Here is a 24228-nt window from a genome sequence, read left to right as displayed (position 1 = left end):
ATCATGACCAACACGCAAAACCCCATCCTCGAACTGCTCCCGGCCGTCGACGTGGCGGACGGCCAGGCGGTTCGCCTGGTCCAGGGTGAAGCCGGCTCCGAAACCGGTTACGGCGACCCGTTGGAAGCCGCACTTGCCTGGCAGAACGCCGGCGCCGAATGGGTCCACCTGGTGGACCTGGACGCAGCCTTCGGCCGCGGCCACAACACCGAGATCCTTCGCCGCGTTGCCGAGGAGCTGACCATCAAGGTCGAGCTTTCCGGGGGCATCCGCGACGACGAGTCGCTTGAACGGGCGCTTGAATTCGGCGCCACCCGCGTGAACCTGGGCACCGCCGCCCTCGAGAACCCGGAGTGGACCGCCCGCGCCATCGCCCGCCACGGCGACAAGATCGCCGTGGGCCTGGATGTTCGCGGAACCACCCTGGCCGGCCGAGGCTGGACCAAGGAAGGCGGCGACATCTGGGAGGTCCTGGCGCGCCTTGAGGACGCCGGGTGCGCCCGATACGTCGTCACCGACGTGACGAAGGACGGAACCCTGCGCGGCCCGAACGTGGAATTGCTGCGCGAAATGTGCGCACACACCTCCAAGCCCGTCATCGCCTCCGGCGGCATCTCCAGCCTCGAGGACCTTCGCGTGCTGCGCGAACTGGTCCCGTTGGGCGTTGAGGGAGCCATCGTGGGCAAGGCGCTCTACGCGGGCAAGTTCACCATGCCCGAGGCGCTGGACGTTGCGGGCCGCCGCTAGCATCCACCCGCGAGCCCGTCATGTGCGGGCGAGTTGCACCACACTACCCACCCCGCCGCCCGCGCCAAGTTCTGCGCGGCAGTAGGGAATCAGGGCCGGTCACCATGCGAATGGCGACCGGCCCTTGTGCGTGCCGCACGATAGCATTTGGCTATGAGCGCGAATTCACCTTCTTCCCACGGGGCACCCGAAAGCCCCCGACACCTGCCCGGACACATCGCCGCGGCGCTGGCCCGGGCCGGATCGCAGACCGATTCCGCCGGGCAAAGTTGGGAAGGCCGCGACCTCAGCGGGGAGGGCAACCCCCTGCATAATTTCGACAACGACAACGGGCTCATCGACGAAAAGCTCGCGGCCGCCATCGACGCACTCGTTGCCGGGACCGGCAGCGAGCAGGGCGTCCACGCGGCACTTGCCGAATCGCGCATCTACATTGCCGTGGTGGCCCAGCTGGCCGAGGGCGGGCTCGGCGAACACGGCTTCACCGAGGACAAGGAAGCCGACATGGCCCTGGTGACGCTCAACGCGCCCGACGGCCGCAAGGCGCTGCCGGTCTTCAGCAGCGTCGAACGCCTGCAGGCCTGGCACGGCGAGGCCCGCCCGGTTGCCGTGTACGCCCCGCGCGCGGCGCTTTCCGCAGTCGCCGAGGAGGCCCAGATGCTGGTCCTGGATCCCGGGGCCGACTTCACCTTCGTGCTGCGCCGTCCCGGAATGTGGGCCCTGGCCCAGCAGAAGGACTGGACCCCCAGCTACCTCAACGAGGAACTCGCGGCCATCGTCGCACGGCAGGCGGGAACCGAATCGGCCCTGGCCTCGATCCGAATTGCCCCGGGCCAGGGCGTGGGAAGCCGCACCGCGCAGGGGACCAGTGTGCCCGGCGGGGGATCGGGCCCGGAACTGCGCCTGGAGTTCACCTTCCAACCGGGGGTCGACGAGGCTTCGGCACGTGCCTGCGTGACGCGCATCCACGCGGCGCTGGCCGCAAACGCGGACTTCGCCGAAAACGTCGATTCGCTGGAAGTCGCGCTGAAGGCCGGCGCGCCGACGCAGGCGGGCCCGAACGCATGAAATTCGGGCGCTACGGCGAACTGCTCCGGCAACCCGGGGTGGCGCCGCTGCTGCTGGTCGGCATGGTGGCCAGGCTGCCGCACGCGGCCGTCGGCATGCTGTTGCTGCTGCACCTGGTCAACGTGCTTGACCGTGACTGGGGATCGGCCGGACTGGTCGTGGCGCTGATGACCATCGGCATCGCCCTGGGCGCACCCTGGCGCGGCCGCGTGGTCGACATGTACGGGCTGCGCCGCGCGCTGCTGCCCTCGATCATCGTCGAGGCGGTGGTGTGGAGCATCGTGCCGCAGGTTTCGTTCGCGTGGGTGCTGCCGTTGGTGTTCCTCGGCGGGCTGTTCTCGTTGCCCGTCTTCTCCGTGGTGCGCACCGCCCTGGGCGTGATGACCACGGGGGAGACCCGGCGTTCGGCCTTCGCGCTCGACGCGATGGCCACCGAGCTGGTGTTCATCGTCGGGCCGGCCACGGCCGGGATCGTTGCCACCAGCCTGAACACCACCATCGGCATGATCGGGATCGCGGTTGCGGCATCGCTCAGCGGCCTGGTGCTGATGATCCTGAACCCGCCCACGCGCAGCGGCCAGCCGGGCGCCGTCGCCAAGAAGGCGAACCCGCACGAGGAACGCCTGGCCGCCGAGGCGTCGCTGATCGCCTCCGGCCCCGGCGGGCTGGCAAACGTCGAGGGTGAACTGATCCTGGCCGGCAGCAAGTCGACCCAGGCCCGCATCGCGGCACGCGGCAAGGCCTTCCGCAACAAGTTCGGCTGGGTCAGCGCCTCGGTGGTCGCCGTGTTCATCGCCGCGTCCGGTGCCGGGCTCGTGCTCTCGGGCACCGAGGTGGGCATGCTCTCGCTGCTTGACGAGAAGGACAGCTCGGGCCAGTTGGGCATCGTGTTCTTCTTCTGGTGCGGCGCCTCGCTGGTCGGCGGCCTGATCTACGGAAGCCTCAGCCGGCGCATCTCGCCGATCGTGCTGCTGCTGGCGATGGCCGTGTTGACCCTGCCGATGGCCTTTGCCACGGACACCTGGTCGCTGGCGCTGCTCTCGATCCCGCCGGGCATGCTCTGCGCCCCGGTGCTCTCGGCCGCCTCGGAATGGCTCACCGACCTCGTGGCCGAGAAGCGCCGCGGCGAGGCCATGGGCTGGTACGGCTCGGCACTGACCAGCGGCACCGCGTTGGGTTCCCCGGTCACCGGCGCAACGGTCGATGCGCTGGGATCTGCTGCCGCCTTCATCGCTGTGGGCTGCATCGGCGCTGCCGTCAGCGTTGCCGCTTTGGTCGCGCAACAGGTGCGCCGGCGTCGCCGCGCGCGGGTGCGCACGCTCATCAGCGAGGCCTGAACACGCCGTGGCTTAGGCGCAAAAGAGCAACAAAAAAGTGCGGGTCCCGTTTCGCTTGAAACGGGACCCGCACTCCTTCTTGAGGATGGAGCTGAAGTGTTAGTTCACCGGGCCGGTGAGCTTTTCGCCCGGGCCCTTGCCCGGTTCGTCCTGGATGAAGGACGCTTCGCGGAAGGCCAGCTGCAGCGAGCGCAGGCCGTCGCGCAACGGCCCTGCGTGCTGGGATCCGATCTCGGGTGCTGCGGAGACGACCAGGCCGGCCAGCGCGGTGATCAACTTGCGTGCCTCGTCGAGGTCTTTCAGTTCTTCGGCGTCTTCGCCGGCGGCAAGGCCGCACTTGACGGCGGCGGCGCTCATCAGGTGAACGGCGGCGGTGGTGATGATTTCAACGGCTGCCACTTCGGCGATGTCGCGAATTTCGTTGGTGGCGTCCGGATTGGTTTCAGGAGTACTCATGATGCTAAGCTTTCCATAGACCGACTGAATCTGTGTATTTGGTAGCGTCACCCAAGCGGTGAATGTGACCAACCAGCCTGGATCCAGTAAGCAAGTGGAGGCCACTCCCACCCGCAGCAGCCGAATCAGGCGGCCGGGTACATTCGGTACCTGTCACCTCGTGTGGCGGGTTTAGATGAGCAATCATCGATCGAATATCGAGGCCTTCGCCTGCACCCGCAGCCGAGGGCCTTTCTCTTTGCTGTGGTGGCCTGAAACTACGAACTACTCAGGAGCTACACATCAGCGATCCACGCATTAATGATCGAATCCGCGTCCCAGAGGTGCGGCTCGTCGGCCCAGCCGGTGAACAGGTTGGCATTGTCCGTATTGAGGATGCTCTTCGTCTTGCCGTGGAGTCCGATCTTGATCTCGTTGAGGTTGCGCCTACCGCAAAGCCTCCCGTGTGCAAACTGATGGACTTCGGAAAGTACAAGTACGAGGCTGCGGTCAAGGCGCGCGAAGCGCGTAAGAACCAGACCAACACGGTCCTCAAGGAAATTCGTTTCCGCCTGAAGATCGACACCCACGACTACGAAACCAAGGTCGGCCACGCGCTGCGCTTCCTCGGAGCGGGCGACAAGGTCAAGGCCATGATTCAGTTCCGCGGCCGTGAGCAGCAGCGTCCAGAGATGGGCATCCGTCTGCTGGAGAAGTTTGCAGCAGCAGTTGCAGAGGTCGGCGTTATTGAGTCCAGCCCCCGCATCGATGGCCGCAACATGGTCATGGTTGTTGGACCGCTCAAGAACAAGGCAGAAGCCAAGGCTGAAGCCCGCCGCCTGGAACAGCGTGAAAACGACAAGGCCAAGGCAGCCGACTCCAAGAACCGGATCGACACCTCGGAACCCCAGGGCGACCTGGGCGGCTCCGTTGCAGACGTCATCGAATCCGACATCATGGAGAAGCTTGCCAAGGTTCGTGCCGAAGCCGCAGCCGAAGAGGCAGCCGCTTTGCTCGCTCCCAAGGTTGCCCCGGTAAAGACCGCTCCGGTCGTCACCAGGGCTCCGGCCAAGGCAGCGCCGGCACGCGACACCGCTCGCCCGGCAACGGCGAAGGCCCCGGTTCGTCCGGCCGCCGCTTCCAAGCCGGCCGTAGCAGCACAGGCCCCGAAGCCTGTTGTTGCCAAGCCTGTTGCAGCACCTAAGCCAGTGGCCATGCCGAAGCCGATGGCCGCTCCCAAGCCTGCGGGCAAGCCGGGTCCAAAGCCCGCAACCCGCGCAGCCAAGCCCGGGACGACCAAGTAAGGTCGCTCCGAGCATGGCACGCTCGCAAGAGCAACACTAGAACAACGGATTCCCTCAAACGCGGGAGTGCGCAAGATCCCCGGCCCGAAAGGACCCCGGGAGCAAGTAAGGAGAACGGCGGATATGCCGAAGTTCAAGACCCATAGTGGCGCCAAGAAGCGCTTCAAGCTCACCGGTAGCGGCAAGCTCAAGCGCCAGCAGGCTAACCGCCGCCACTACCTGGAGCACAAGTCCTCCCGCATCACCCGTCGCCTGGCCTCTGACCAGTTGGTCGCCAAGGCGGACGTCAAGACCATCAAGCGGATGCTCGGTATCTAACACCACTCCGTCTTGGGAATCCAGTCTTGGAGTCCCGACCACTTAAAGCATTTTTGCCTGGCCCAATATTTGAGGCCAGGTGGAACAGAACCAAAGGAGTACACACGTGGCACGTGTGAAGCGGGCAGTAAACGCCCATAAGAAGCGTCGCGTTATTCTTGAACGCGCCAAGGGCTACCGCGGTCAGCGTTCGCGCCTGTACCGTAAGGCCAAGGAGCAGCTGCTCCACTCGTACGTTTACAGCTTCAACGACCGTCGCAAGCGCAAGGGTGACTTCCGTCGCCTTTGGATCCAGCGCATCAACGCTGCATCCCGCGCCAACGGCATGACCTACAACCGCATGATCCAGGGCCTGAAGGCTGCCGCGGTCGAGGTTGACCGCCGCATGCTGGCCGAGTTGGCAGTGTCCGACTCCAAGGCTTTCGCCGCACTGGTCCAGATTGCAAAGGGTGCCCTTCCGGCTGACGTCAACGCCCCAAAAGCATCTGAGGCAGTAGCAGCCGCACCTAAGGCAAAGGCCCCTAAGGCCGCTGCCAAGGCTACTGTCGTTGAAGGCTCCACCCCCGCCGAAAAGGCAGTGGCAGCCGGTGCTTACAAGGTTGTAGATGGCGAAGCGGCTCCGGCCGACTTCATTGTCAAGGGCAACGCTCAGTCCAACAAGTACCACGTACCGGGTTCGACCTGGTACGAGCAGACTGTTGCTGAGTTCTGGTTCAAGGGCATCGAAGATGCCAAGGCTGCAGGCTTCGAGCCTGCAGGTGGCGAAGCCCGCCAGCAGATCAAGGACGCCTAGTCTTTGAGCCGCTAATGCTCTAAGTCAATGGGACGGAATCCTCGCGATTCCGTCCCATTGCCGTATCCCCGGTAAAGTCATAGGCATGAATCTCCCCGCAGACAACGAAGAAACCATGACAAACGTGCGTGCCGAGAAGGTTCGCGAGGTCGCCCGGTTGGCAACCCGCACCGGTCGTGCCCGCAGCGGAGAGTTCCTGGCCGAGGGCCCGCAAGCGGTCCGCGAAGCAATGAAGGCTCACATCTCGCGCGAAGCCGAAGGCAAGGAAGCCGTGGTGCGTCAGATCTTCGCGACAGACGACTGCCTTGACCGCTACCCGGAATTCGAGGAAATGGTGGCCAAGGCCCCCGGCGTCCACGCCCGGCTGGTGAGCCCCGAGGTGTTGGCGGCAATGGCCGACACCGTAACTCCCCAGGGCATCGTCGCGGTGTGCGTGATCCCCGAGGTGAAGATCGAGGAAGTCCTCGCCAGCAAGCCGCGCCTGGTGGCCGTGCTGTGCCGCGTGCAGGATCCGGGCAATGCCGGAACCATCCTGCGCGCCGCCGACGCAGCAGGCGCCGATGCGGTGGTCATCACCAACGGCAGCGTCGACATCTACAACCCCAAGGCGGTTCGTTCCACCGTCGGTTCGCTCTTCCACCTGCCGATCGTCGCCAACGTCGAGCTCTCGGAAGCCATTGCGGCCCTCAAGGGACAGGGCAGCACCATCCTGGCCGCGGACGGTTACGGCACCGCCGACCTTGACGCACTGCAGGACGCCAGCGCGGCGCGCCGCACCGGCGGTACGTTCGAGTCGACCGAGGGCGATCCGGTCCTTGAGGAGCCGACGGCCTGGCTGTTCGGCAACGAGGGCCAGGGCCTGAACGAGGACGAGCTTTCCCGTGCCGACCACCGGGTGGCAGTGCCGCTCTACGGAATTGCCGAATCGCTGAACGTCAGCACCGCCGCGACCGTTTGCATGTACGCCTCGGCGCGCGCCCAGCGACGCGGCTAGCAACCGGATTGCCCGGCGGGCGGTGGCAACGCACCGCCCGCCGGGGACTCGGCACGATTTCGAACACGGGCCAAGCCTGCCCGGACCTCCCCAAAAAGAGACCGCGACAACGCCTTTTGATGCGTCGCCGTGCCCCTGCACGCGATAACGTTGGAACCGAATCCACGGTCCGGCCACTGCCGGGCCGTGCGCACGAGGAAAGGGGCAGGTCCATGGCGGCCTCCGGAGGAACGAAAGCGGTAGTTGCCGCATTGGCGGCAAATCTCACCATTGCGGTGTTCAAGTTCATCGCCTGGGCGGTCACGGCATCGTCATCGATGCTTGCCGAAGCGATCCACTCGGTCGCCGACTCGGGCAACCAGGTCCTGCTCCTGGTGGGCGGCAAGAAGGCGCGCCGCGAGGCCGACGAACAACACCCCTTCGGGTACGGGCGCGAGCGCTACGTCTACTCGTTCATCGTCTCAATCGTCCTCTTCAGCGTCGGCGGCCTCTTCGCCCTCTACGAGGCGTGGCAGAAGTTCCAACACCCGCACGGCATCGAAGGCAAATGGTGGTGGGTGCCGCTGGCCGTGCTGATCGGTGCAATCATCGCCGAATCATTCTCTTTCCGCACCGCGATCATCGAATCGAACCACGTGCGCGGCAAGCAGTCCTGGTCCAAGTTCATCCGCACCGCCAAGGCGCCCGAACTTCCGGTGATCCTCCTGGAGGACCTCGGGGCACTCGTCGGCCTGGTGCTGGCGCTGGCCGGCGTCAGCCTGACGCTCGTCACCGGCAACGGCATCTTCGACGCCCTCGGCACCGCATGCATCGGCGTGCTGCTGGTGCTCATCGCCATCGTGCTGGCCATGGAGACCAAGTCCCTGCTGCTCGGTGAATCGGCCACGGCCGAACACGTCGAGGCCATCGGCAAAGCCATCACGCGCGACGGCGCCAAGCTGATCCACCTCAAGACCCTGCACCTGGGCCCCGAGGAGATCCTTGTTGCCGCGAAGGTGTCAGTGGCGGAAAACTCGACAGGCGAACAGATCGCCGCAGCCATCGACGACATCGAGGTGCGGATCCGCGCCGCGGTCGACCTCAAGTGCGTGGTCTACATTGAGCCGGACGTTTTCTCCCAGACCCAGGCTGGTAACCCGAGCGAGAGCGTCGAAAAGTAACCATGGCATTGAAGCAAATCGTTGCGGCCGCAATCCTTGACTCGCTGGAGAAGCCAACGAAGTTGCTCTCCGCACGACGCACCGCCCCCGAGTCGGTGGCAGGGATGTGGGAGTTTCCCGGCGGAAAACTGGAACCCGGCGAAGACTGCCGTGATGCGGTCCACCGCGAGATCCTCGAGGAACTCGGGGTCAAGGTGCGACTGGGCAGCGAGGTCTTCGGCCCGCTCGACCAGGGATGGGAACTGAACGAACAGGCCGCGATGCGGGTGTGGTTCGCCGAGATCACCGACGGCACGCCGCAGGCACTCGAGGACCACGACCTCCTTGAATGGGTCGACCTGGACGGCCCCTCGCTCGAGTCCCTGGCCTGGATCCCGGCAGACCTGCCGATCGTGCGCGCGGTGCTGGCCGAGGTCGAGGCAGACGCAACCCGATGATCCTGCTGACCGGATTCGAACCCTTCGGCGGAGACACCTTCAACCCGTCCCGGGCGATAGCATTCCGTGCGGCAGAGGTGCTCGCGGAACGCTCGATCCCGGCACGGGCCGCGGAATTGCCGTGCGTTTTTGCCCTGGCGCCGGGGCGGCTCAACGAGCTGGTCGACGAACACGAACCGGACGTGGTGATCAGCCTGGGGCTGGCGGCGGGCCGGGACACCCTCAGCCTGGAAAAAGTGGCAATCAACCACGTGGACGCCCGGATCCCTGATAACGCGGGCGAGCAGCCCATCGACCGGCAGGTGTTTCCCGGGGGAGCGAACGCCTACTTCTCCACCCTGCCGCTGAAGGGCGCATTGCGGGCGCTTCAACGTCCAGCGGAGCCCGGGGGCCAGGCCGGCAGCCACTTGCGGGCGGAGATCTCCTACTCCGCAGGCACCTTCGTCTGCAACCAGGTGTTCTACGCCCTGATGCACAGGCTCGAGGGGAGCCCCGGCGCACACGGCGGATTCATCCACGTGCCGTGGCTGGAGGCGAACGATCCCCGGATCGAGCACCATGCGCGGGCCGTGGCGGACATCGCCGTGTTGGCGCAGGGCGCCGAACCGGAACCCGTCTTCAGTGCAGGCCGGGAGTCCTAGGGCCGGCCCTGGATCCGGTCCAGGAGCTCCCAGCACACCTCCATGTTGGCGGAAAGCTCCTGCTCCCCGGCAGCCACCGGCATCGAGGACGCGGCCATGTCCGCTGCCTTGACGCGGAGTATCGGCAACGGGGAGCCCTGAGTGGTTTCCTTCACGCGCAGTGCCTTGCCCAGGGTGCAGCCGGCGAGGGTCGCAACCTGCTCGGCCTTGGCCCTTGCGTCGGCGAATGCCAGTTCGCGGGCCTTGGCGTAGGCGATCGAGGGATCGGAGACCTCCGCCTGCACCGAGTGGATGCGCAGGGCGTCGCCGCCGGCAGCCACGGCGGCACCGAGCACCTCGGAAACCTGCTCGATGCCGACATGCGTGAGGCGCAGCATCGTATCCGCCTCGTAGCCGGCCAGGACGTTCTCGTCGTTGCGCCACACCGTGCGGGCGCGCAGCCCGATGCCGGTGGTCGAGAGCTTTGCCCCGGGCACGGCTTGGCCCAACGCTTCAACCAGGTCCCGCGCCCGGGAGGCGGCAAGCGAGTATGCGCCCTCGGCCCGGTCGTGCCGGGCCTCGATGCCCAGGGAAACGCTCATCGTGTCGGGCACCGCGCCGGCCGTTGCCGAGCCAAACATGGTGATGCTGTTCTTCTTGCTCATGCGGGGGTTCTCCTCGAGGGGCTTGGCTGCTGCTTCGGGTGGTGGGTGGCGCGGGCCAGGCCGCGGGCCAGCCGCGGCATGATCTTTTCGGCGGGACGCTCCGTGTAGCCGCCGGCCAGCAGGTCGGCCCGCCGCTCGAACACATTCCGGGAGGCCGGGTCCCCGGTGCGAAGCCACGAATAGCCGGCGGCCAGGAAATACAGCGGTATGAACGGCAGCCCCAGGCACAGCGCGTACTGGGTGGCGTGCACGGCCTCGTGTTCCAGCAGGCACGGGTGGTTGCCGGGATCGGAATAATGCTTGCGAAAGAAGACCACGTTGCCTACGGTGAATGCACCGGCAACGGGCAACCTGGGCCGGTAGTTCGACGCATAGATGAGACCTTGTTGCCCGGGTTCTATCCGGCACCCGGTGCAACGGGCCAGTGCCAGGCCGCTCAGCGTACTGAGGTTCAGCCAGTTCAGCCCCGCCCGGAGGCTTTCCCACTTGCCCATGGGCACCAGTGTAGCCAGAGGCCCCCGCGCAGCAAGAGTGCAGGTGGGCGGCTGGTCGGAATTATTTTGCTCACAGCTCCAACCGATAGAGTTGAAACTCAATCGGGGGAAACACTTTCCAGATCGGACCCCCACATCGAGGAGAACTTATGAAGAAGATCGTATCCGTCATTGGTGTCATGGTGGCATTGGTGCTGAGCCTGACCGGTTGCGTGAAGATGGATGTGGATCTCGCCGTTTCCAGCCCGGAAAAGGCAACGCTGAACATGGTCGTCGCAGTGGACAAGAACGCACTGGGCGGGCGCACCTTTGAGCAGGCCCTGGAACAGATGGGCGCGTCCGAGGAAGCGCTCTTCCAGGGGTTCCCGGAGGGAGTCGCCCGCGCGCCCTATGACAAGGACGGCTTCCAGGGCTTCACCTTCACGGCAGCCGACAAGTCACTGATCGACATCAGCGACACTTCCGGCAAGCTTGGCCCGAAGGTCGACATCGAGTACCGCGACGGCCTGTACTACTTCTCGGCCCAGGGTCTGGGCGGCAACGACACCGCCGCGCTGACCGAAGCCAACATGACCGTCACCTTCCCGGGCAAGGTCACCGAGGCAAGCACGGGCGGCACTATCGAGGGCAACACCGTGACCTGGGACATGCGCACGGCAACCGGAACCATGACCGCCATCGCCAAGGAGGCGGACCACAGCGCGATCTACCTGTCGCTGCTGTTCGGCGGCCTGGCGCTGCTGGGTGCCGTCGTCGCCGTCGGCATGATGCGCAAGCCGGAGAAGGCAGTGGCGCACACCGACCACGCCTAATACGGCAATCCTGCCCCAGCGCCGACCGGGGGAGCGGCGGGCGCTGAGGGCAGGCAACGCAAAAGGGACAAACGTTTTCAAACGTTTGTCCCTTTTGCATTGGCACCGGAACCCGGACTTAGCGGAGCATCTACCGGAGCCCGGTCAGGAACTTGGCGACGATCGGGCCCGCCGTCTCCGCGCCGCCGCTCCCGTCTGCCACAAAGACCGCGACGGCCAGGTCGCCCTGGGCCACGATGGTCCACGCGTGGGCATTGCGCTCGGAATCGTATTCGGCGGTGCCGCTCTTGCCGATGAGCGGCTTGCCCGGGATCTTCTTCAGGTCCTTGAGCGTCCCGTGGTCGATGACCTCCGCCATCATGGACGCCAGGGCCTTGGCCTCCGCGGCGCCCAGCGGGGTCTTCGGTGCCGGTGCCGCGGCGGGCTTGGGCATGTTCACCAGGCGCGGGTTCACGGTGGCCCCGTTGGCGACCGAGGCCGCGACCGTGGCCATGCCCAGGGGAGAAGCCTGGACCACGCCCTGGCCGATGCCGTTGGCCGCCTGTTCGGTGCCCGTGGAGGTGTCGGGAACCGACCCGAGGAACGACGCCGCGCCGGTTGCGGCATCCAGGTTGAGTCCCAGCGATGCGGCGGCCTCGGCGAGGGCAGGCGCCTTCACGTCCTGGGCCCCCTGGAGGAAGACGGTGTTGCAGGACTGGGCGAGGGCCTCGGACAGCGGGATCTTGCCCAGCGCCGCGGCGGGGTAGCCGTCGTAGTTCTTGAAGCTCTTGCCGTCGACGCTCATGGTGGCGGGGCAGTCGACGGTCGTCTTGGGGGTGTCCCCGGAACGCAGCATGGCCAGCGCGGTGGCCACCTTGAACGTGGAGCCCGGCGCGTACTTGCCCAGCAGCGCCGTGTTCTGTGCGTTTGTTGCGGGTCCGCTGGCCGCGGCGAGGATGGCGCCGTCGGAAGGGCGCACGGCAACCAGCGCGCTGTCGCTGGCCGAATCCACCAGCAGCGACTCGGCAAGGGTCTGGGTGTCCCTGTCGAGCGTGGTTTCCACGTCGGCCCCGTCGACGGGCTCGGCCTCAAGCAGGGTGGAGACCTGCTTCTTCTGCTGGTCGTAGATGCCGATGGAGTAGCCGGGGGTTCCGGCGAGCGTCTCCTGGTATTCCTTCTGCAGGCCCGAGAGCCCGACTGTGTCCCCTGCCTTGAGGAGGCCGTTGGAGTCCTGGACCATTTCGGCGGTTGCCTCGCCGACGCTTCCGAGTATCGGTCGGGCAAAGGAGCGCGTGGGGGCCAGCGGAAGCGAACCCGGCTGGACCAGGACGCCCGGGATCGCCTCGAACTGCGCGTCGGTGATCTTTTGGTCCTTGTCGTTGCGCAAGGTGATGGCCTGGACGAAGGCCCGGGGCCCGGCGGCCGCAACGCGCTTGGCGTAGGCATCGGCGTCGATGTCCACGAGCTTGGCCAGGGCCTTGGCGGAGGAAGCCCACGCCGACTCGTCGAGGCCTTCCTTGTTGATGCCCACGTTGATGACTGGGCGTTCGGTGACCAGCGTCTGCCCCTCGTTGCCCATGATGTCGCCGCGCTTGCCTGCCACGGTCTTTCGCGCCACGTACTCTCCGGTCTTCAGCCCGGGAACCGCGATCGCCGGATCGTAGCGGACCAGCCAGGTCTTGGTCTTCTCGTCGAGTTCCAGCTTTGCCGTGGTCTTGTACGTCCAGTCGGTGTCGGTGGCGTCGATGTCCCACACGGTGCTCATGGTCGCCGTGGCGGTCTTCGGGTTGGCCGAGTCCGCGTCCACGGCGACGGAGTCCAGCGACACCGTGCGGGCTACCTTTCCCATCGGCTCCAGGGCCTGGCCAAGGTCGGCCGCGGCGGTGTCGGAACCCGGGCCGGTGAGCGGAACCATGGAGAGATCCAGGGAACCCAGCCCGCTGGCCAGGAGGCCGGCAGCGGCGTCGGGGGAGGGCGGTGCCGTACATGCACTCAGGGACCCCAGAAGCAGGAGGGCGGCGGCGGGCAGGGCATAGGTTCTTGCAACACGAGACATGGGAACCACTATTGCCTACGGCCGACGGCGATGTCCACGACCCGCGCCGCCGACGCCACCGCGCCGCGATTCAGTCCCACCGCATTCCAGCACCTAGAATGGACAGAGAAAACCAGAGACGCAAACAACAGTGAAAAGGGCCATAGAACCCCATGTCTGAACCCACGAGTCCGGAAGAGGGCGTCAACGACGGCCAATCACCGGTCGTCCCGCATCCCACCGACGAGGCTGGCATCGATATCGCGGTGCAAGCGGCACTGGCCGCTTTTGCCGCAGCGACCAACCTGGACGAGCTGAAGACCGCACGCCTGGCCCACACCGGGGAAAAGTCCCCGCTCTCGCTGGCCAACCGCGAGATCGGCCGCCTGGACAAGAGCGAGAAGGCAGTCGCCGGCAAGCTCATGGGCGCCTCCCGCGGACGCGTCAACAAGGCGCTCGCCGAACGCACCGCGGTCCTCGAGGAAGAGGACGCCGCACGCATCCTCGTCGAGGAGACCGTCGACGTCACCGCGGCCCCGCGCCGCCGCCGCGCCGGTGCCCGCCACCCGCTCTCCACCTTGCAGGACCGCGTGTCCGACATCTTCGTGGGCATGGGCTGGGAAATCGCCGAGGGCCCCGAGGTCGAGTCCGAGTGGTTCAACTTCGACGCACTGAACTTCGCCCCGGACCACCCGGCGCGCGAAATGCAGGACACCTTCTTCATCGACCCGGTGGATTCCCACCTGGTGCTGCGCACACACACCTCCCCGGTGCAGGTCCGCTCCATGCTCGAGCGCGAGGTGCCGATCTACGTGCTGTGCCCGGGCCGCGTGTACCGCACCGACGAGCTCGACGCCACGCACACCCCGGTCTTCCACCAGTTCGAGGGCCTGGCCATCGACAAGGGCCTGACCATGGCCGACCTGCGCGGAACCCTGGAGCACTTCGCCCGGCAGATGTTCGGCGAGGACGCCTCCATCCGCCTGCGCCCCAACTACTTCCCGTTCACCGAGCCCTCGGCCGAACTGGACATCTGGCACCCCGGCGCCAAGGGCGGCCCGCGCTGGATCGAATGGGGCGGCTGCGGCATGGTCAACCCCAACGTCCTGCGTGCCGCGGGCATCGACCCGGAGGAATACTCCGGCTTTGCCTTCGGCATGGGCATCGAGCGCACGCTGATGTTCCGCAACGAGGTCCCCGACATGCGCGACATGATCGAGGGCGATATCCGCTTCAGCGAGCACTTCGGGATGGAGATCTAAGACATGCGTATTCCACTTTCATGGCTGCGCGAGTTCGCGCAGGTACCTGCCGATGCAACGGCCGAAGACGTCATGGCAGAACTGGTCAAGGTCGGCCTCGAGGAAGAGGACGTGCACCGTCCCGCCGACGAGCTCTCCGGCCCGATCGTCGTGGGCCAGGTGCTCTCCATCGTCAAGGAGGAGCAGACCAACGGCAAGACCATCAACTGGTGCCAGGTCCGCGTGGTGCCCGAGGGCACCGAGCAGACCCTGACCAACGAGGGCATCGACCCCTCCGGTGTGCAGGGCATCATCTGCGGTGCGCACAACTTCGTGGAGGGCGACAAGGTCGTCGTCACGCTTCCCGGCGCCGTGCTCCCGGGCGACTTCAAGATCAGCGCCCGCCAGACCTACGGCCACCTCTCGGCCGGCATGATCGCCTCCTCCCGCGAGCTGGGCATCGGGGATGACCACGACGGCATCATCGTGCTCTCCCGCCTGGGCCTCGACCCGGAGATCGGCACCGACGCGATGGAGCTGCTGGGTCTCTACGACCAGGCCGCGGAAATCAACGTCACCCCGGACCGCTCCTACGCGTTCTCGATCCGCGGCGTCGCCCGCGAATTCGCGCACGCCACGGGCACCGCATACACCGACCCGGCCTCGCTGGTCACCGTGGACGCGGCAACCGGCGCCGGGCACCCGGTCAAGCTGGCCGACACCGCGGGCATCTACGGCAAGGACGGCTGCGACCGCTTTGTCACCCGCAGCGTCACCGGCGTCGACCCCTCGCTGCCGACCCCGCCGTGGATGGCCAGCCGCCTGAGCCTCGCGGGCATGCGTTCGATCTCGCTGGTCGTCGACGTGTCCAACTACGTCATGCTCGAGCTCGGCCAGCCGCTGCACTTCTACGACGCGGACAAGCTCACCGGCGAGATCGTTGTCCGCCGTGCCAACCCGGGGGAGACCCTGAAGACCCTGGACGGCAAGGAACGCAAGCTGCACGTCGAGGACCTGCTGATCACCGACGAATCGGGCGCCATCGGCATCGCCGGCGTCATGGGCGGCGGGACCACCGAGGTCTCCGACGGCACCGTCAACGTGCTGATCGAGGCCGCGCACTTCGAGCCGATCTCGATCGCCCGCTCGCGCCGCCGCCACAAGCTGCCCTCCGAGGCGTCCAAGCGCTTCGAGCGCGGCGTGGACTGGGAGATCGCCGACGTGGCCGCCCAGCGCGCGGTCGACCTGCTGGTCGAGCTCGCCGACGGCACCGCCACCACGCTCATCACCGACGTGGGAACCGCGCCGGCCGGCGTCGTCATCGAGCTGCCGGGGCACTTCGCCTCGCAGCTGATCGGCGTGGACTACACCCCGGAGCAGATCACCTGGGCGCTGACCGAGATCGGCGCACAGGTCGAGGTCGTCGACGGCGGCTACAAGGTGACGGCCCCGTCGTGGCGCCCGGACCTGGCCACCAAGCAGGACCTGACCGAGGAGATCGCCCGCCTGGTGGGCTACCACCTGATCCCGGCGACGCTTCCGACGGCCCCTCCGGGCCGCGGCCTGACCCGCACCCAGGCCCAGCGCCGCCGCGTCATGGCGGCCCTGGCCGATTCGGGCCTCACCGAGGTGTTGTCCTACCCGTTCGTTTCCGCGGTGCAGAACAACACCTTCGGCGCGGCAACGGCCGGCGAGGTTCCGGCCGTGAAGCTGTCCAACCCGCTCTCCAGCGAGTTCGGCTTCATGCGGACCTCGATCCTGCCGGGCCTGCTGGGCATCGCCCGCCGCAACCACGGCCGCGGCTTCCGCGACCTGGCCCTGTACGAGGCCGGCCTGGTGTTCCTGCCGGGCGAAACCCTGGGCACCGCAACGATCCCGCCGCTGGGCGTCAAGCCCTCCGACGCGGAACTGGACGCGCTCTACGGCGGCCTGCCGCACCAGCCGATGCACATCGCCGCCGTGCTCACCGGGCACGATTCGCCGGTTGCCGCCGCACACGTCCCGCGCGTCTACGACTGGGCGGACGCGCTGGATGTCGCCAAGCTCGTTTCCGACGTGCTGGGCGTCGAGGTCGTCGTCTCGCAGGGCGCCCACCAGGCGTTCCACCCGGGCCGCACCGCGGCGCTGGCGCTGCGCAACGGCACCCCCGTGGGCTACGCCGGAGAGCTGCACCCGAAGCTGCTGGCCGAGCTGGACCTGCCGGAGCGCACCGTCGCCATGGAGATCGACGCGGACACGCTCTTCGAGGCATCCGCCGACGTGATCGTGGCCAAGGAGATCTCCACCTTCCCGATCTCCACGCAGGACGTCGCCCTGGTGGTCGACGCCGACGTGGTCGCCGCGGACGTGCTGGAGACCCTGCGCGAGGGCGCCGGCGAGCTGCTCGAGGACATTGCGCTCTTCGACGTGTACTCCGGCACCGGCATCGAGGACGGCAAGAAGTCGCTGGCCTTCGGCCTGCGCTTCCGCGCCGCCGACCGCACGCTGACCGCCGACGAGGCCTCGGAGGCGCGTGCCGCCGCCGTGGCCCTGGCAGCCGAGCGGTTCGCGGCCGTGCAGCGCTAGCAGACACCGAACGCCGAAGGCCGGCCGCTCGCCCCGCATGGGGGAGCGGCCGGCCTTCGCCGTTTTGTCAGGCTAGTGCTCGGGTTCAGGCTTGGGCCTGCGCCTCGGGGCCCGCCGTCGTGGCGTGGGCCGTGACGGCGACGGACACCGGGCCCAGCAGCGTCTGCAGGACCACGCAGTACTTTTCCGTGGTGGCGACCAGGTCGGCCACCTCCCGGTCGCCGGCATCGGTCTGCAGCTCGAAGGAGAGGCGGATGTTCCGGAAGCCCACCGGCGCCCCGGGATCCATGCCCAGGGTGCCGCGCACGTCCAGCTCGCCCTCGGCCCGCACCGTCCCGGACACCGCGATCGAGCGGTTGGTGGCCACCGCCGCCAGCGTGACCCCGGCGCAGGCCACCAGGGCCTGCAGCAGCAGGTCGCCCGAGCAGGCCAGCGACCCGTCGCCGCCGGTGGCCGGGTGGAGGCCCGCCTCCACCATGGCCCTGCCCGTCTGCACGGAGCAGGACAGTCCCTCTTCGCCCAGGGTGCCGCTGGCCTCCAGCAGGATGGTCCCCGCTTCCGGCCGTTCGCGATAGAGCTGTTTCAGCGGCTGCTGCACGCCGCGCAAAGTTTCCCGGTCCATGTCCCCGTTTCCCGTCTCGTGGGTTCCGTGCGGGGACTGGCCCCCGTGCAACGATTATGCGCCGGGGATTGGCTGTCGGCCAGAGGCGGGTCGGGCGCCGGGACGGTGGACCGGGCTAGAATTCCTCGCCGTCGGCGATGACGGCGGCGGCCGGTCCGACGATGTGCGGGTCAGGGGTCCCAACGAGCTCATGGTCCTTGCCCTCGTAGTCGAAGAGGCTCAGCACGTGGCGCATGGCCCCGAGCCGGGCGCGCTTCTTGTCGTTGGACTTCACCACGGTCCACGGGGCCCAGTCGGTGTCGGTGCTGCGGAAGGTCTCCTCCTTGGCCGCCGTGTAGGCGTCCCACTTGTCCAGCGAGGCCAGGTCGGTGGGGGAGAGCTTCCATTGCCGCACCGGGTCGATCTGGCGGATGGTGAAGCGGGTGAGCTGTTCGCGGCGGGACACTGAGAACCAGAACTTCACCAGGGTGATGCCGTCGTCGACCAGCTGTTCTTCGAAGGCCGGGGCCTGGTGCATGAAGCGGTCGAACTGCTCCTCGGTGCAAAAGCGCATGACGCGTTCGACGCCTGAGCGGTTGTACCAGGAGCGGTCGAAGAGGACCATTTCCCCGGCCGCGGGCAGGTGGGCGATGTAGCGCTGGAAGAACCACTGGGTGGATTCGCGTTCGCTGGGCTTGCCGAGTGCCACGGTGCGTGCCCCGCGCGGGTTCAGGTGCTCGGTGAAGCGCTTGATGGTCCCGCCCTTGCCGGCGGCGTCGCGGCCCTCGAAGAGCACGACGAGCCGGTGCCCGGTCGCCTTGATCCAGACCTGGAGCTTCAGCAGCTCGATCTGCAGCAGCCGCTTTTCCATGTCGTATTGGGCGCGGTCCATCCGCGTGGGATACGGGTAGTCCTCCCGCCAGGTGTCCACGGGTTCCCCGGAGGCGGTGAGCAGCACCGGGTCGTCATCGTCGTCGTCGCGGACGGAGTAGCCGTGGGCGGCCAAATCAAGCAGTTGCATGGCCCGAAGCTACAGCGGCGCGGTGAACGGAAGGTGAACGGAAGGTGCCCGTCCGGGGCCTGACATGGCACGGCGGTGTTTTCAGCCGTTATTCAGCCGGCGCGCGGGGTGCGCTCCGGCAACGCAGGCAGGGCCTTCTCAAAGAGCCAGGGCGCCAGGAACTCCCCGGCGGGGCGGCCGAGGGGCAGCTGCGCATCGACGTGGTCGCGGAACCCGGCGTAGGTGACGGTCCCGTGGCGCCGCGCCGCGCTCCAGGAGCGCAGCATCGCAAAGAAGGCCCGGTCCCCGGCCTCCAGGCGCAGGGCGTGCAGCGCCAGGGCTCCGCGCTTGTAGACCCTGTCGTCGAACATGTCAGCGGCACCGGGCTGCCCGATCGCGAGGTCCTGGGGCAGTGCGGCCAGGCCAGACCAGGCCTCCCTGGCGCGCGCATCGGCGCCCAGCGAGCCGGAGGCCTCGGACCAGATCCACTCGGCGTAACAGGCGAAGCCCTCGTGCAGCCAGATGTCCTCCCACGCGCCGACGGTCAGCGAATTGCCGAACCACTGGTGCGACAGCTCGTGGGCGATCAGCCGCTGCTGCTCCCATCCCGGCGCCAGGTGGTTCTTGCCCAGGATGCAGATCCCGTGCGCCTCCAGCGGGATTTCCAGGTCGTCCTCGGTGACAACCACGGTGTACTCGGCGAACGGGTAGGGGCCGAAGGCCTCGACGAAGGTCTCGATCATCCGCGGCTGGTCCGCCAGCGCGACCCCCGCGGCCTGCAGCTGCCCGGCGCTCGCGGCAACCCACTGGGGGACCTCGTGAGGGGAATCGGCGTGCCGTCCGCCCGCCGGGACCTCGCCGGCTTCGGAACCTGCGTCGGTGCCGGCCAGGGCGCGGAGCTCGTAGCGGCCGATCTGCAGGGTTGCCAGGTAGCTGGCCATGGGCTCGTCGACCTCGTAGGTCCACGTCTCGCGGGTGGCGCGCCGGTGCCGGTCGACAAGCCGGCCGTTGGCCACCGGGCGGTAGCCGGCGTCGGTGGCAATCGCGATGCGGTAGGTCGCCTTCTGGCTGGGGTGGTCGTTGCAGGGGAACCAGGTGGCGGCCCCGTTGGGTTGGCCTGCCACGAGCACCCCGTCGGTCAGTTCCTCCCAGCCGACCTCTCCCCAGGTTCCCTGGCGCACTCCCGGATTCCCGCTGTACCGGATCTCCACCGTGACCTGCTCCCCGGCGGGCACGCGGGAGGACAGGTGGAGCTCCAGCTTGCCGGCCTTCTGCGTGAACCTGGCAACCTTGGCGCCGTTGACGTGGCAGCGGGAGGCCCGCAGCCCGGACAGGTCCAGGCTGATGCGGTGCAGCTCGGTCGTCGCCACGGCGGTGATCACCGCACGCCCGTCCAGGCGGTTGCCGCCGAGCTTGCAGTCCAGGTCCAGGTCGTAGTGCAGGACCCGGTAATCCGCGCTCCCGGAGCGGGGCACATAGGCATCCGGCAGGAAGGAGGCCTGCGTGCCGGGGAGGTGTTGTGGGGATTGGCTCATGAAAGCGGACGGCTCCAGGGTTGGACGGGGTTTCCCATCCAGTAGCTCGACGGGGGGACGGAGTCTCCGCGCATCACCAGCGAACCCGGGCCCACGGTGGCGCCCTCCGCCAGCGAGGCGGCGGGCAGGATGACCCCGTGCGGGCCCATGGTGGATCCCGCGGAGAGTTCCACCGTATCAATAGCCATGACCCGATCGTGGAAGAGGTGGGTCTGGACGACGGTGCCGCGGTTGACGGTCGCGGAGTCCCCGAGGGTGACCAGGTCGGCCTCCGGCAGCCAGTAGCTTTCGCACCACACGCCGTGGCCGATCTTGGCGCCCAGCGCGCGCAGCCACCAGACCAGGGCCGGGGACCCCGCCGCCGAGTGGGCGAACCATGGGGCGCAGACCATCTCGATGAACGTGTCGACGACCTCGTTGCGCCAGATGAAGGAGCTCCACAGGGCGTGTTCGCCCGGCCGGATGGGGCCGACCAGCAGCCACTTCGCGGTCACCGCGGAGGCTGCGGCGACGGCCCCGGCGGCCAGCATCACGGCGCCGCTCAGCAACGCCGCCACCGGGTAGCCGTAGCCGGCTGCCAGGGCGTCCAGCAGCACCAGCACCAGGGCGGCGACGCCCACGGTGACCACGACGGGCACGAACCGGCACAGCTCCCAGAGGGCGCGGGCGACCTTCAAGCGCAGCGGCGGTGCGTAGGTCACCGAGTCGTCGGCGGCCACCGCCGTGCGGCGCAGGCGCACCGGCGGGCTGCCCAGCCAGGAGGTCCCTGCCTTCGCCTTGGCGGGGGTGGCCGAGAGCACCGCGACCAGGCCGTTGCGCGGCACGCGGCGCCCGGCCCCGGCGATGCCGGAGTTGCCCAGGAAGGCGCGCTTGCCGATCTTGGCCCGGCCCACCTTCATCCAGCCGCCGCCGAGCTCGTAGGTGGCGACCATGGTGTCGTCGGCAAGGAAGGCGCCGGAGGCAATGGTGGTCATCTTGGGGATCAGCAGCACCGTGGAGGCCTCGACGTTGCGCCCGACCTTGGCGCCGAGCAAGCGCAGCCACACGGGGGTGAAGAGCGAGGCATAGAGGGGGAAGAGCAGGTCGCGTGCCATGTCCAGCAGGCGTTCGGTGGCCCAGACCTGCCAGCCGATCCTGCTGTCGACCCGGTGCCAGCCCTCGCGCAGGCCGAGGCCCAGCAGCCTGGTTGCCGCGAGCACCAGCAGCATGTTGAGCCCGAACCAGACCAGTGCGGCCAGGGGAACCGCCACCGCAAGCCTGCCCAGGGATCCGTGCAGGGATTCCTGGCCGCGCAGCAGCAGGGCAGCCACGCACAGGGCGCCCAGGATCGAGAGCAGCGGGAGCGCGCCGAGCGCCGCGGAGGCGACGGCGGACATGGCGCCGCGGCCCTTGCCGGGGCGGCGGACAACGGGTTCCCGGGGCCATTCCGGCTTGGCCTTGCCGGTGCGGGTGGCCGGGGAACCCGAATAGGCGGAGAACGCCCTGGTGCTTCCGGCCAGGGCCGAGCCCGCCGCCAGCACGACGCCGTCGGCGACCACCGAGCCCGGCATCAGGGTGCTGCGCGCCCCGACGCTCGCCTCGGCGCCGACCTCGATGGCGCCGACGTGGACCCGGTCCCCGTCGATCCAGTAGCCGGTGAGGTCGACCTCGGGCTCGATGTTGGCGCCGCGGCCGACGGTGAGCAGCCCGGTGACCGGCGGGACCGAGTGCAGCTGCACGTCGCTTCCCACCTTTGCGCCCAGGGCGCGGGCGTAGAACTGGATCCAGTGGGCGCTGGCCAGCGACACGGGGTCGGCCAGGTCGGCGATCTGCTGGGCCATCCACAGCCGCAGGTGCACCCTGCCCGATCGCGGGTAGATCCCGGGCTCCAGGTTGCGCAGCAGCGCCCGGGCAGCGACGACGGAAATCGCCATGCGCCCCGGGGACGACACAAAGACCAGCCAGAGCGCGCCGACCGCCCACCAGGAGAGCCGTGGCGCGTCGGTGAACACGCCCAGGGCGCCGAGCACGTTGTTGCCGGCCGCCAAGTACACGAGCCAGCGCATGCCCACCAGGATGAACGTGGGGATGCCCATGAGCGTCTGGAAGACCTGGGCCTTGCGGGTGGTGCGTGCCACCGTGCGTGCCTCGACAGGCTCGTCGGACCCGGCGCCGAGCGCCTCGATCAGCGAACCGATGCGCGGGTGTGAATAGATGTCGGCGACGGCGACCGTGCGGTGGCGCACGCGCAGGGCGGAGACCAGCTGCGCGGCGGAGAGCGAACCGCCGCCGGAGGCGAAGAAGTCCGCGTCCAGGGACCCGACCTCCGTTCCCAGCACCGCCGTCCACTGGTCGACGACCCACCGGGCGTCCTCGCCGAGATCCGGGAGGACCCCGCCGGTGTCGGTGGCGCCGGCCAGCGGCCAGGGCAGGGCGTGGCGGTCGACCTTGCCGCTGGTCTTGGTGGGCAGCGTGTCCACGACGGCCAGCAGCGGGATCAGCGGGGCCGGAAGCATGCCGGCCAGCCGCTCGCGGGCCGCGGCCGTGTCGAAGCCGGGATCCGCGGCCAGATAGCCGACGAGGATCTGGTTTCCGGCGGCAGTGGTTTTCACGGCCGCCGCGGCGCCGGAGACGCCGGGCAGCGACTGCAGTGCGGCATCGATCTCTCCCAGTTCGATGCGCCGTCCGCCGAGCTTGACCTGCTCGTCCATCCGGCCCAGGAAGACCAGCCCGTCGGGGTCCGCCTGCACCAGGTCGCCGGAGCGGTAGGCGCGCTCCCAGCCCAGGGTCTCGAAGGGCGCGTACTTTTCGGCGTCCTTGTCCGGGTCCAGGTAGCGCCCGAGTCCGACGCCGCCGATGATCAACTCACCGCTTTGCCCCGGGGCCACCGGCACGCCCTCTGCGTCGACGACGGCCAGGTCCCATCCGTCGAGCGGCAAGCCGATGCGCACCGGGTCGGTGCCGTCCATTTGCGAGGCGCAGGCCACGACCGTTGCCTCGGTCGGGCCGTAGGTGTTCCAGACCTCGCGACCGGGGACGGCGAGCCGGGCAGCAAGCTCGGGCGGGCAGGCCTCGCCTCCGAAGATCAGCAGGCGCACGTTTTCCAGGGCCTCGGCGGGCCAGAGGGCGGCGAGCGTGGGGACGGTGGAGACCACCGTGACGCCGCGGGTCACCAGCCAGGGCCCCAGGTCCATGCCCGAGCGGACCAGTGCGCGCGGGGCGGGCACCAGGCACGCGGCGTGGCCCCAGGCCAGCCACATTTCCTCGCAGGAGGCGTCGAAGGCGACCGAGAGGCCTGCCAGCACGCGGTCCCCGGGGCCCAGCGGTTCGAGTGTGAGGAAGATACGCGCCTCCGCGTCGACGAAGGCTGCGGCGGAGCGCTGGGTGATGGCAACGCCCTTGGGGGTGCCGGTGGAACCGGAGGTGAAGATGATCCAGGCATCGTCGCCAAGCGCGGCTTCCCGTGCGGGCGCCGGGTTCGGCTCGTTGCGCAGGACGGTGATCTTTCCCTTTTCGCCCAGCACCGCAGCGACCTTGGCCTCGGAAAAAACGAGCCGGGCGCGTTCCTCGGGGTCGTCGGCATCGACGGGGACGTAGGCGGCACCGATCTTCAGGGTCGCCAGGATGCCGATGTACAGCTCGCGGGTGCCCGAGGGGATGCGGATGCCGATGCGGTCCCCGGCGCCCAGGCCGGCGGCACGCAGGCGCTCGGCCGTCTCGCCGATCGCCAGAAGCAGTTCCGCGTAGGTCAGCGAGCGCTCGCCGTCATCCAGGGCGGGGGCGTCGGGGTTGGCCGCCGCGCTTGCCTCGAGGATGTCCATGAGGGTGCGGGGCTCCGGGGCCCAGTCGCTGCCCGGGTATTGCGGCAGGAAGCCGGGGGTGGGGGCTTCCTGGCGGGAAATGCTGGGGATCGATTCCACTGTGGCTTTCTTGGAGTGGTGCACGGCCTTCCCCCCTGCGGGGCGGCCCGGGACGTTGGCGCCCGGCTCTGAGCAGATGGCACACCGATCGGGTGTCCGGCACCGCTCGGCCGGCACGTACGGGTTCACCGTAGCCATGGAAGGTTAACGGAAGGTGTCCAAGCGGTGATGACCACACGTTTTTCGAAC

At 68.2% G+C, this 24228-nt stretch carries 21 protein-coding genes; 13 read left to right on the top strand and 8 right to left on the bottom strand.

Annotated features, from left to right (window positions below; genetic code table 11):
• Positions 1-3: 3 nt before the first annotated feature.
• The 3 genes from priA to ACIQLF_RS19130 all read left to right on the top strand — a co-directional run bounded on the left by priA (position 4) and on the right by ACIQLF_RS19130 (position 3152).
• On the top strand, positions 4-747 hold the full coding sequence (gene priA, locus ACIQLF_RS19140; RefSeq protein ID WP_400302040.1) for a bifunctional 1-(5-phosphoribosyl)-5-((5-phosphoribosylamino)methylideneamino)imidazole-4-carboxamide isomerase/phosphoribosylanthranilate isomerase PriA: 744 nt from the start codon (positions 4-6) through the stop codon (positions 745-747).
• Between the two features lie 153 nt (positions 748-900).
• On the top strand, positions 901-1815 hold the full coding sequence (locus tag ACIQLF_RS19135) for an SseB family protein (protein WP_400302037.1): 915 nt from the start codon (positions 901-903) through the stop codon (positions 1813-1815).
• On the top strand, positions 1812-3152 hold the full coding sequence (locus ACIQLF_RS19130) for an MFS transporter (RefSeq protein ID WP_400302035.1): 1341 nt from the start codon (positions 1812-1814) through the stop codon (positions 3150-3152). Before ACIQLF_RS19135 ends, ACIQLF_RS19130 begins: the two co-directional genes overlap by 4 nt.
• Positions 3153-3251: 99 nt before the next feature.
• Here ACIQLF_RS19130 and ACIQLF_RS19125 read toward each other — a convergent pair whose 3' ends face one another.
• Positions 3252-3608, bottom strand: a complete 357-nt coding sequence (locus tag ACIQLF_RS19125; RefSeq protein ID WP_400302032.1) for a DUF1844 domain-containing protein — start codon at positions 3606-3608, stop codon at positions 3252-3254.
• A gap of 323 nt (positions 3609-3931) precedes the next feature.
• Here ACIQLF_RS19125 and infC point away from each other — a divergent pair, with 323 nt between their 5' ends.
• The 7 genes from infC to ACIQLF_RS19090 all read left to right on the top strand — a co-directional run bounded on the left by infC (position 3932) and on the right by ACIQLF_RS19090 (position 9234).
• The gene (gene infC / locus ACIQLF_RS19120) at positions 3932-4891 is read left to right on the top strand and encodes a translation initiation factor IF-3 (protein ID WP_400302029.1); all 960 of its coding nucleotides are present in this window, start codon (positions 3932-3934) and stop codon (positions 4889-4891) included.
• A 123-nt stretch (positions 4892-5014) separates the two neighbouring features.
• A complete protein-coding gene (rpmI, locus tag ACIQLF_RS19115; RefSeq protein ID WP_400302026.1) occupies positions 5015-5209 on the top strand; it encodes a 50S ribosomal protein L35 in 195 nt (64 codons plus the stop codon).
• 106 nt (positions 5210-5315) lie between these two features.
• Positions 5316-6002 (top strand): 50S ribosomal protein L20, encoded by a 687-nt coding sequence (rplT, locus tag ACIQLF_RS19110; protein WP_400302024.1) that lies wholly within the window; start codon positions 5316-5318, stop codon positions 6000-6002.
• Between the two features lie 85 nt (positions 6003-6087).
• Complete coding sequence (locus tag ACIQLF_RS19105) at positions 6088-6996, top strand: TrmH family RNA methyltransferase (protein WP_400302022.1); 909 nt, start codon at positions 6088-6090, stop codon at positions 6994-6996.
• A gap of 212 nt (positions 6997-7208) precedes the next feature.
• Positions 7209-8156, top strand: coding sequence for a cation diffusion facilitator family transporter (locus tag ACIQLF_RS19100; protein WP_400302020.1), 948 nt, complete (start codon positions 7209-7211; stop codon positions 8154-8156).
• A 2-nt stretch (positions 8157-8158) separates the two neighbouring features.
• Positions 8159-8593 carry a (deoxy)nucleoside triphosphate pyrophosphohydrolase gene (locus ACIQLF_RS19095; protein ID WP_400302017.1) on the top strand — a complete coding sequence of 145 codons (435 nt, stop codon included), beginning with the start codon at positions 8159-8161 and terminating at the stop codon, positions 8591-8593.
• A complete protein-coding gene (locus tag ACIQLF_RS19090; protein WP_400302014.1) occupies positions 8590-9234 on the top strand; it encodes a pyroglutamyl-peptidase I in 645 nt (214 codons plus the stop codon). Before ACIQLF_RS19095 ends, ACIQLF_RS19090 begins: the two co-directional genes overlap by 4 nt.
• Here ACIQLF_RS19090 and ACIQLF_RS19085 read toward each other — a convergent pair.
• Together ACIQLF_RS19085 and ACIQLF_RS19080 are read right to left on the bottom strand one after the other, a co-directional pair.
• Positions 9231-9878 carry an SIMPL domain-containing protein gene (locus ACIQLF_RS19085; RefSeq protein ID WP_400302011.1) on the bottom strand — a complete coding sequence of 216 codons (648 nt, stop codon included), beginning with the start codon at positions 9876-9878 and terminating at the stop codon, positions 9231-9233. The two genes, ACIQLF_RS19090 and ACIQLF_RS19085, sit on opposite strands and share 4 nt — an antisense overlap.
• Positions 9875-10372, bottom strand: a complete 498-nt coding sequence (locus ACIQLF_RS19080) for a hypothetical protein (RefSeq protein WP_400302008.1) — start codon at positions 10370-10372, stop codon at positions 9875-9877. Before ACIQLF_RS19080 ends, ACIQLF_RS19085 begins: the two co-directional genes overlap by 4 nt.
• Positions 10373-10521: 149 nt before the next feature.
• On the opposite strand from ACIQLF_RS19080, the gene ACIQLF_RS19075 reads away from it, so the two are divergent.
• Entirely contained in the window at positions 10522-11184 is a 663-nt protein-coding gene (locus ACIQLF_RS19075; RefSeq protein WP_400302005.1) for an LppM family (lipo)protein, read from the top strand.
• Positions 11185-11314: 130 nt separating this feature from the next.
• On the opposite strand, the gene ACIQLF_RS19070 is transcribed toward ACIQLF_RS19075, so the two are convergent.
• Entirely contained in the window at positions 11315-13219 is a 1905-nt protein-coding gene (locus ACIQLF_RS19070) for a penicillin-binding transpeptidase domain-containing protein (RefSeq protein WP_400302002.1), read from the bottom strand.
• A gap of 152 nt (positions 13220-13371) precedes the next feature.
• Here ACIQLF_RS19070 and pheS point away from each other — a divergent pair, with 152 nt between their 5' ends.
• On the top strand, positions 13372-14460 hold the full coding sequence (gene pheS / locus ACIQLF_RS19065; protein WP_400301999.1) for a phenylalanine--tRNA ligase subunit alpha: 1089 nt from the start codon (positions 13372-13374) through the stop codon (positions 14458-14460).
• A gap of 3 nt (positions 14461-14463) precedes the next feature.
• Positions 14464-17004 (top strand): phenylalanine--tRNA ligase subunit beta, encoded by a 2541-nt coding sequence (gene pheT / locus ACIQLF_RS19060; RefSeq protein ID WP_400301997.1) that lies wholly within the window; start codon positions 14464-14466, stop codon positions 17002-17004.
• Between the two features lie 85 nt (positions 17005-17089).
• Here the strand turns inward: pheT and ACIQLF_RS19055 are convergent, their stop codons facing one another.
• The 4 genes from ACIQLF_RS19055 to ACIQLF_RS19040 all read right to left on the bottom strand — a co-directional run bounded on the left by ACIQLF_RS19055 (position 17090) and on the right by ACIQLF_RS19040 (position 23940).
• Positions 17090-17626: an OsmC family protein gene (locus ACIQLF_RS19055; RefSeq protein WP_400301994.1), complete on the bottom strand. Its 537-nt coding sequence runs from the start codon at positions 17624-17626 to the stop codon at positions 17090-17092.
• 115 nt (positions 17627-17741) lie between these two features.
• The gene (ppk2, locus tag ACIQLF_RS19050; RefSeq protein ID WP_400301991.1) at positions 17742-18626 is read right to left on the bottom strand and encodes a polyphosphate kinase 2; all 885 of its coding nucleotides are present in this window, start codon (positions 18624-18626) and stop codon (positions 17742-17744) included.
• Between the two features lie 92 nt (positions 18627-18718).
• Positions 18719-20140, bottom strand: a complete 1422-nt coding sequence (locus tag ACIQLF_RS19045; protein WP_400301988.1) for a M1 family metallopeptidase — start codon at positions 20138-20140, stop codon at positions 18719-18721.
• Positions 20137-23940, bottom strand: a complete 3804-nt coding sequence (locus tag ACIQLF_RS19040) for a Pls/PosA family non-ribosomal peptide synthetase (protein ID WP_400302215.1) — start codon at positions 23938-23940, stop codon at positions 20137-20139. Before ACIQLF_RS19040 ends, ACIQLF_RS19045 begins: the two co-directional genes overlap by 4 nt.
• Between the last annotated feature and the right edge of the window lie 288 nt (positions 23941-24228).

Source organism: Paeniglutamicibacter sp. NPDC091659 (genome assembly GCF_044756805.1).
Taxonomy (GTDB): Bacteria; Actinomycetota; Actinomycetes; order Actinomycetales; family Micrococcaceae; genus Paeniglutamicibacter.
This window is presented reverse-complemented; position numbering and strand designations above follow the sequence as displayed.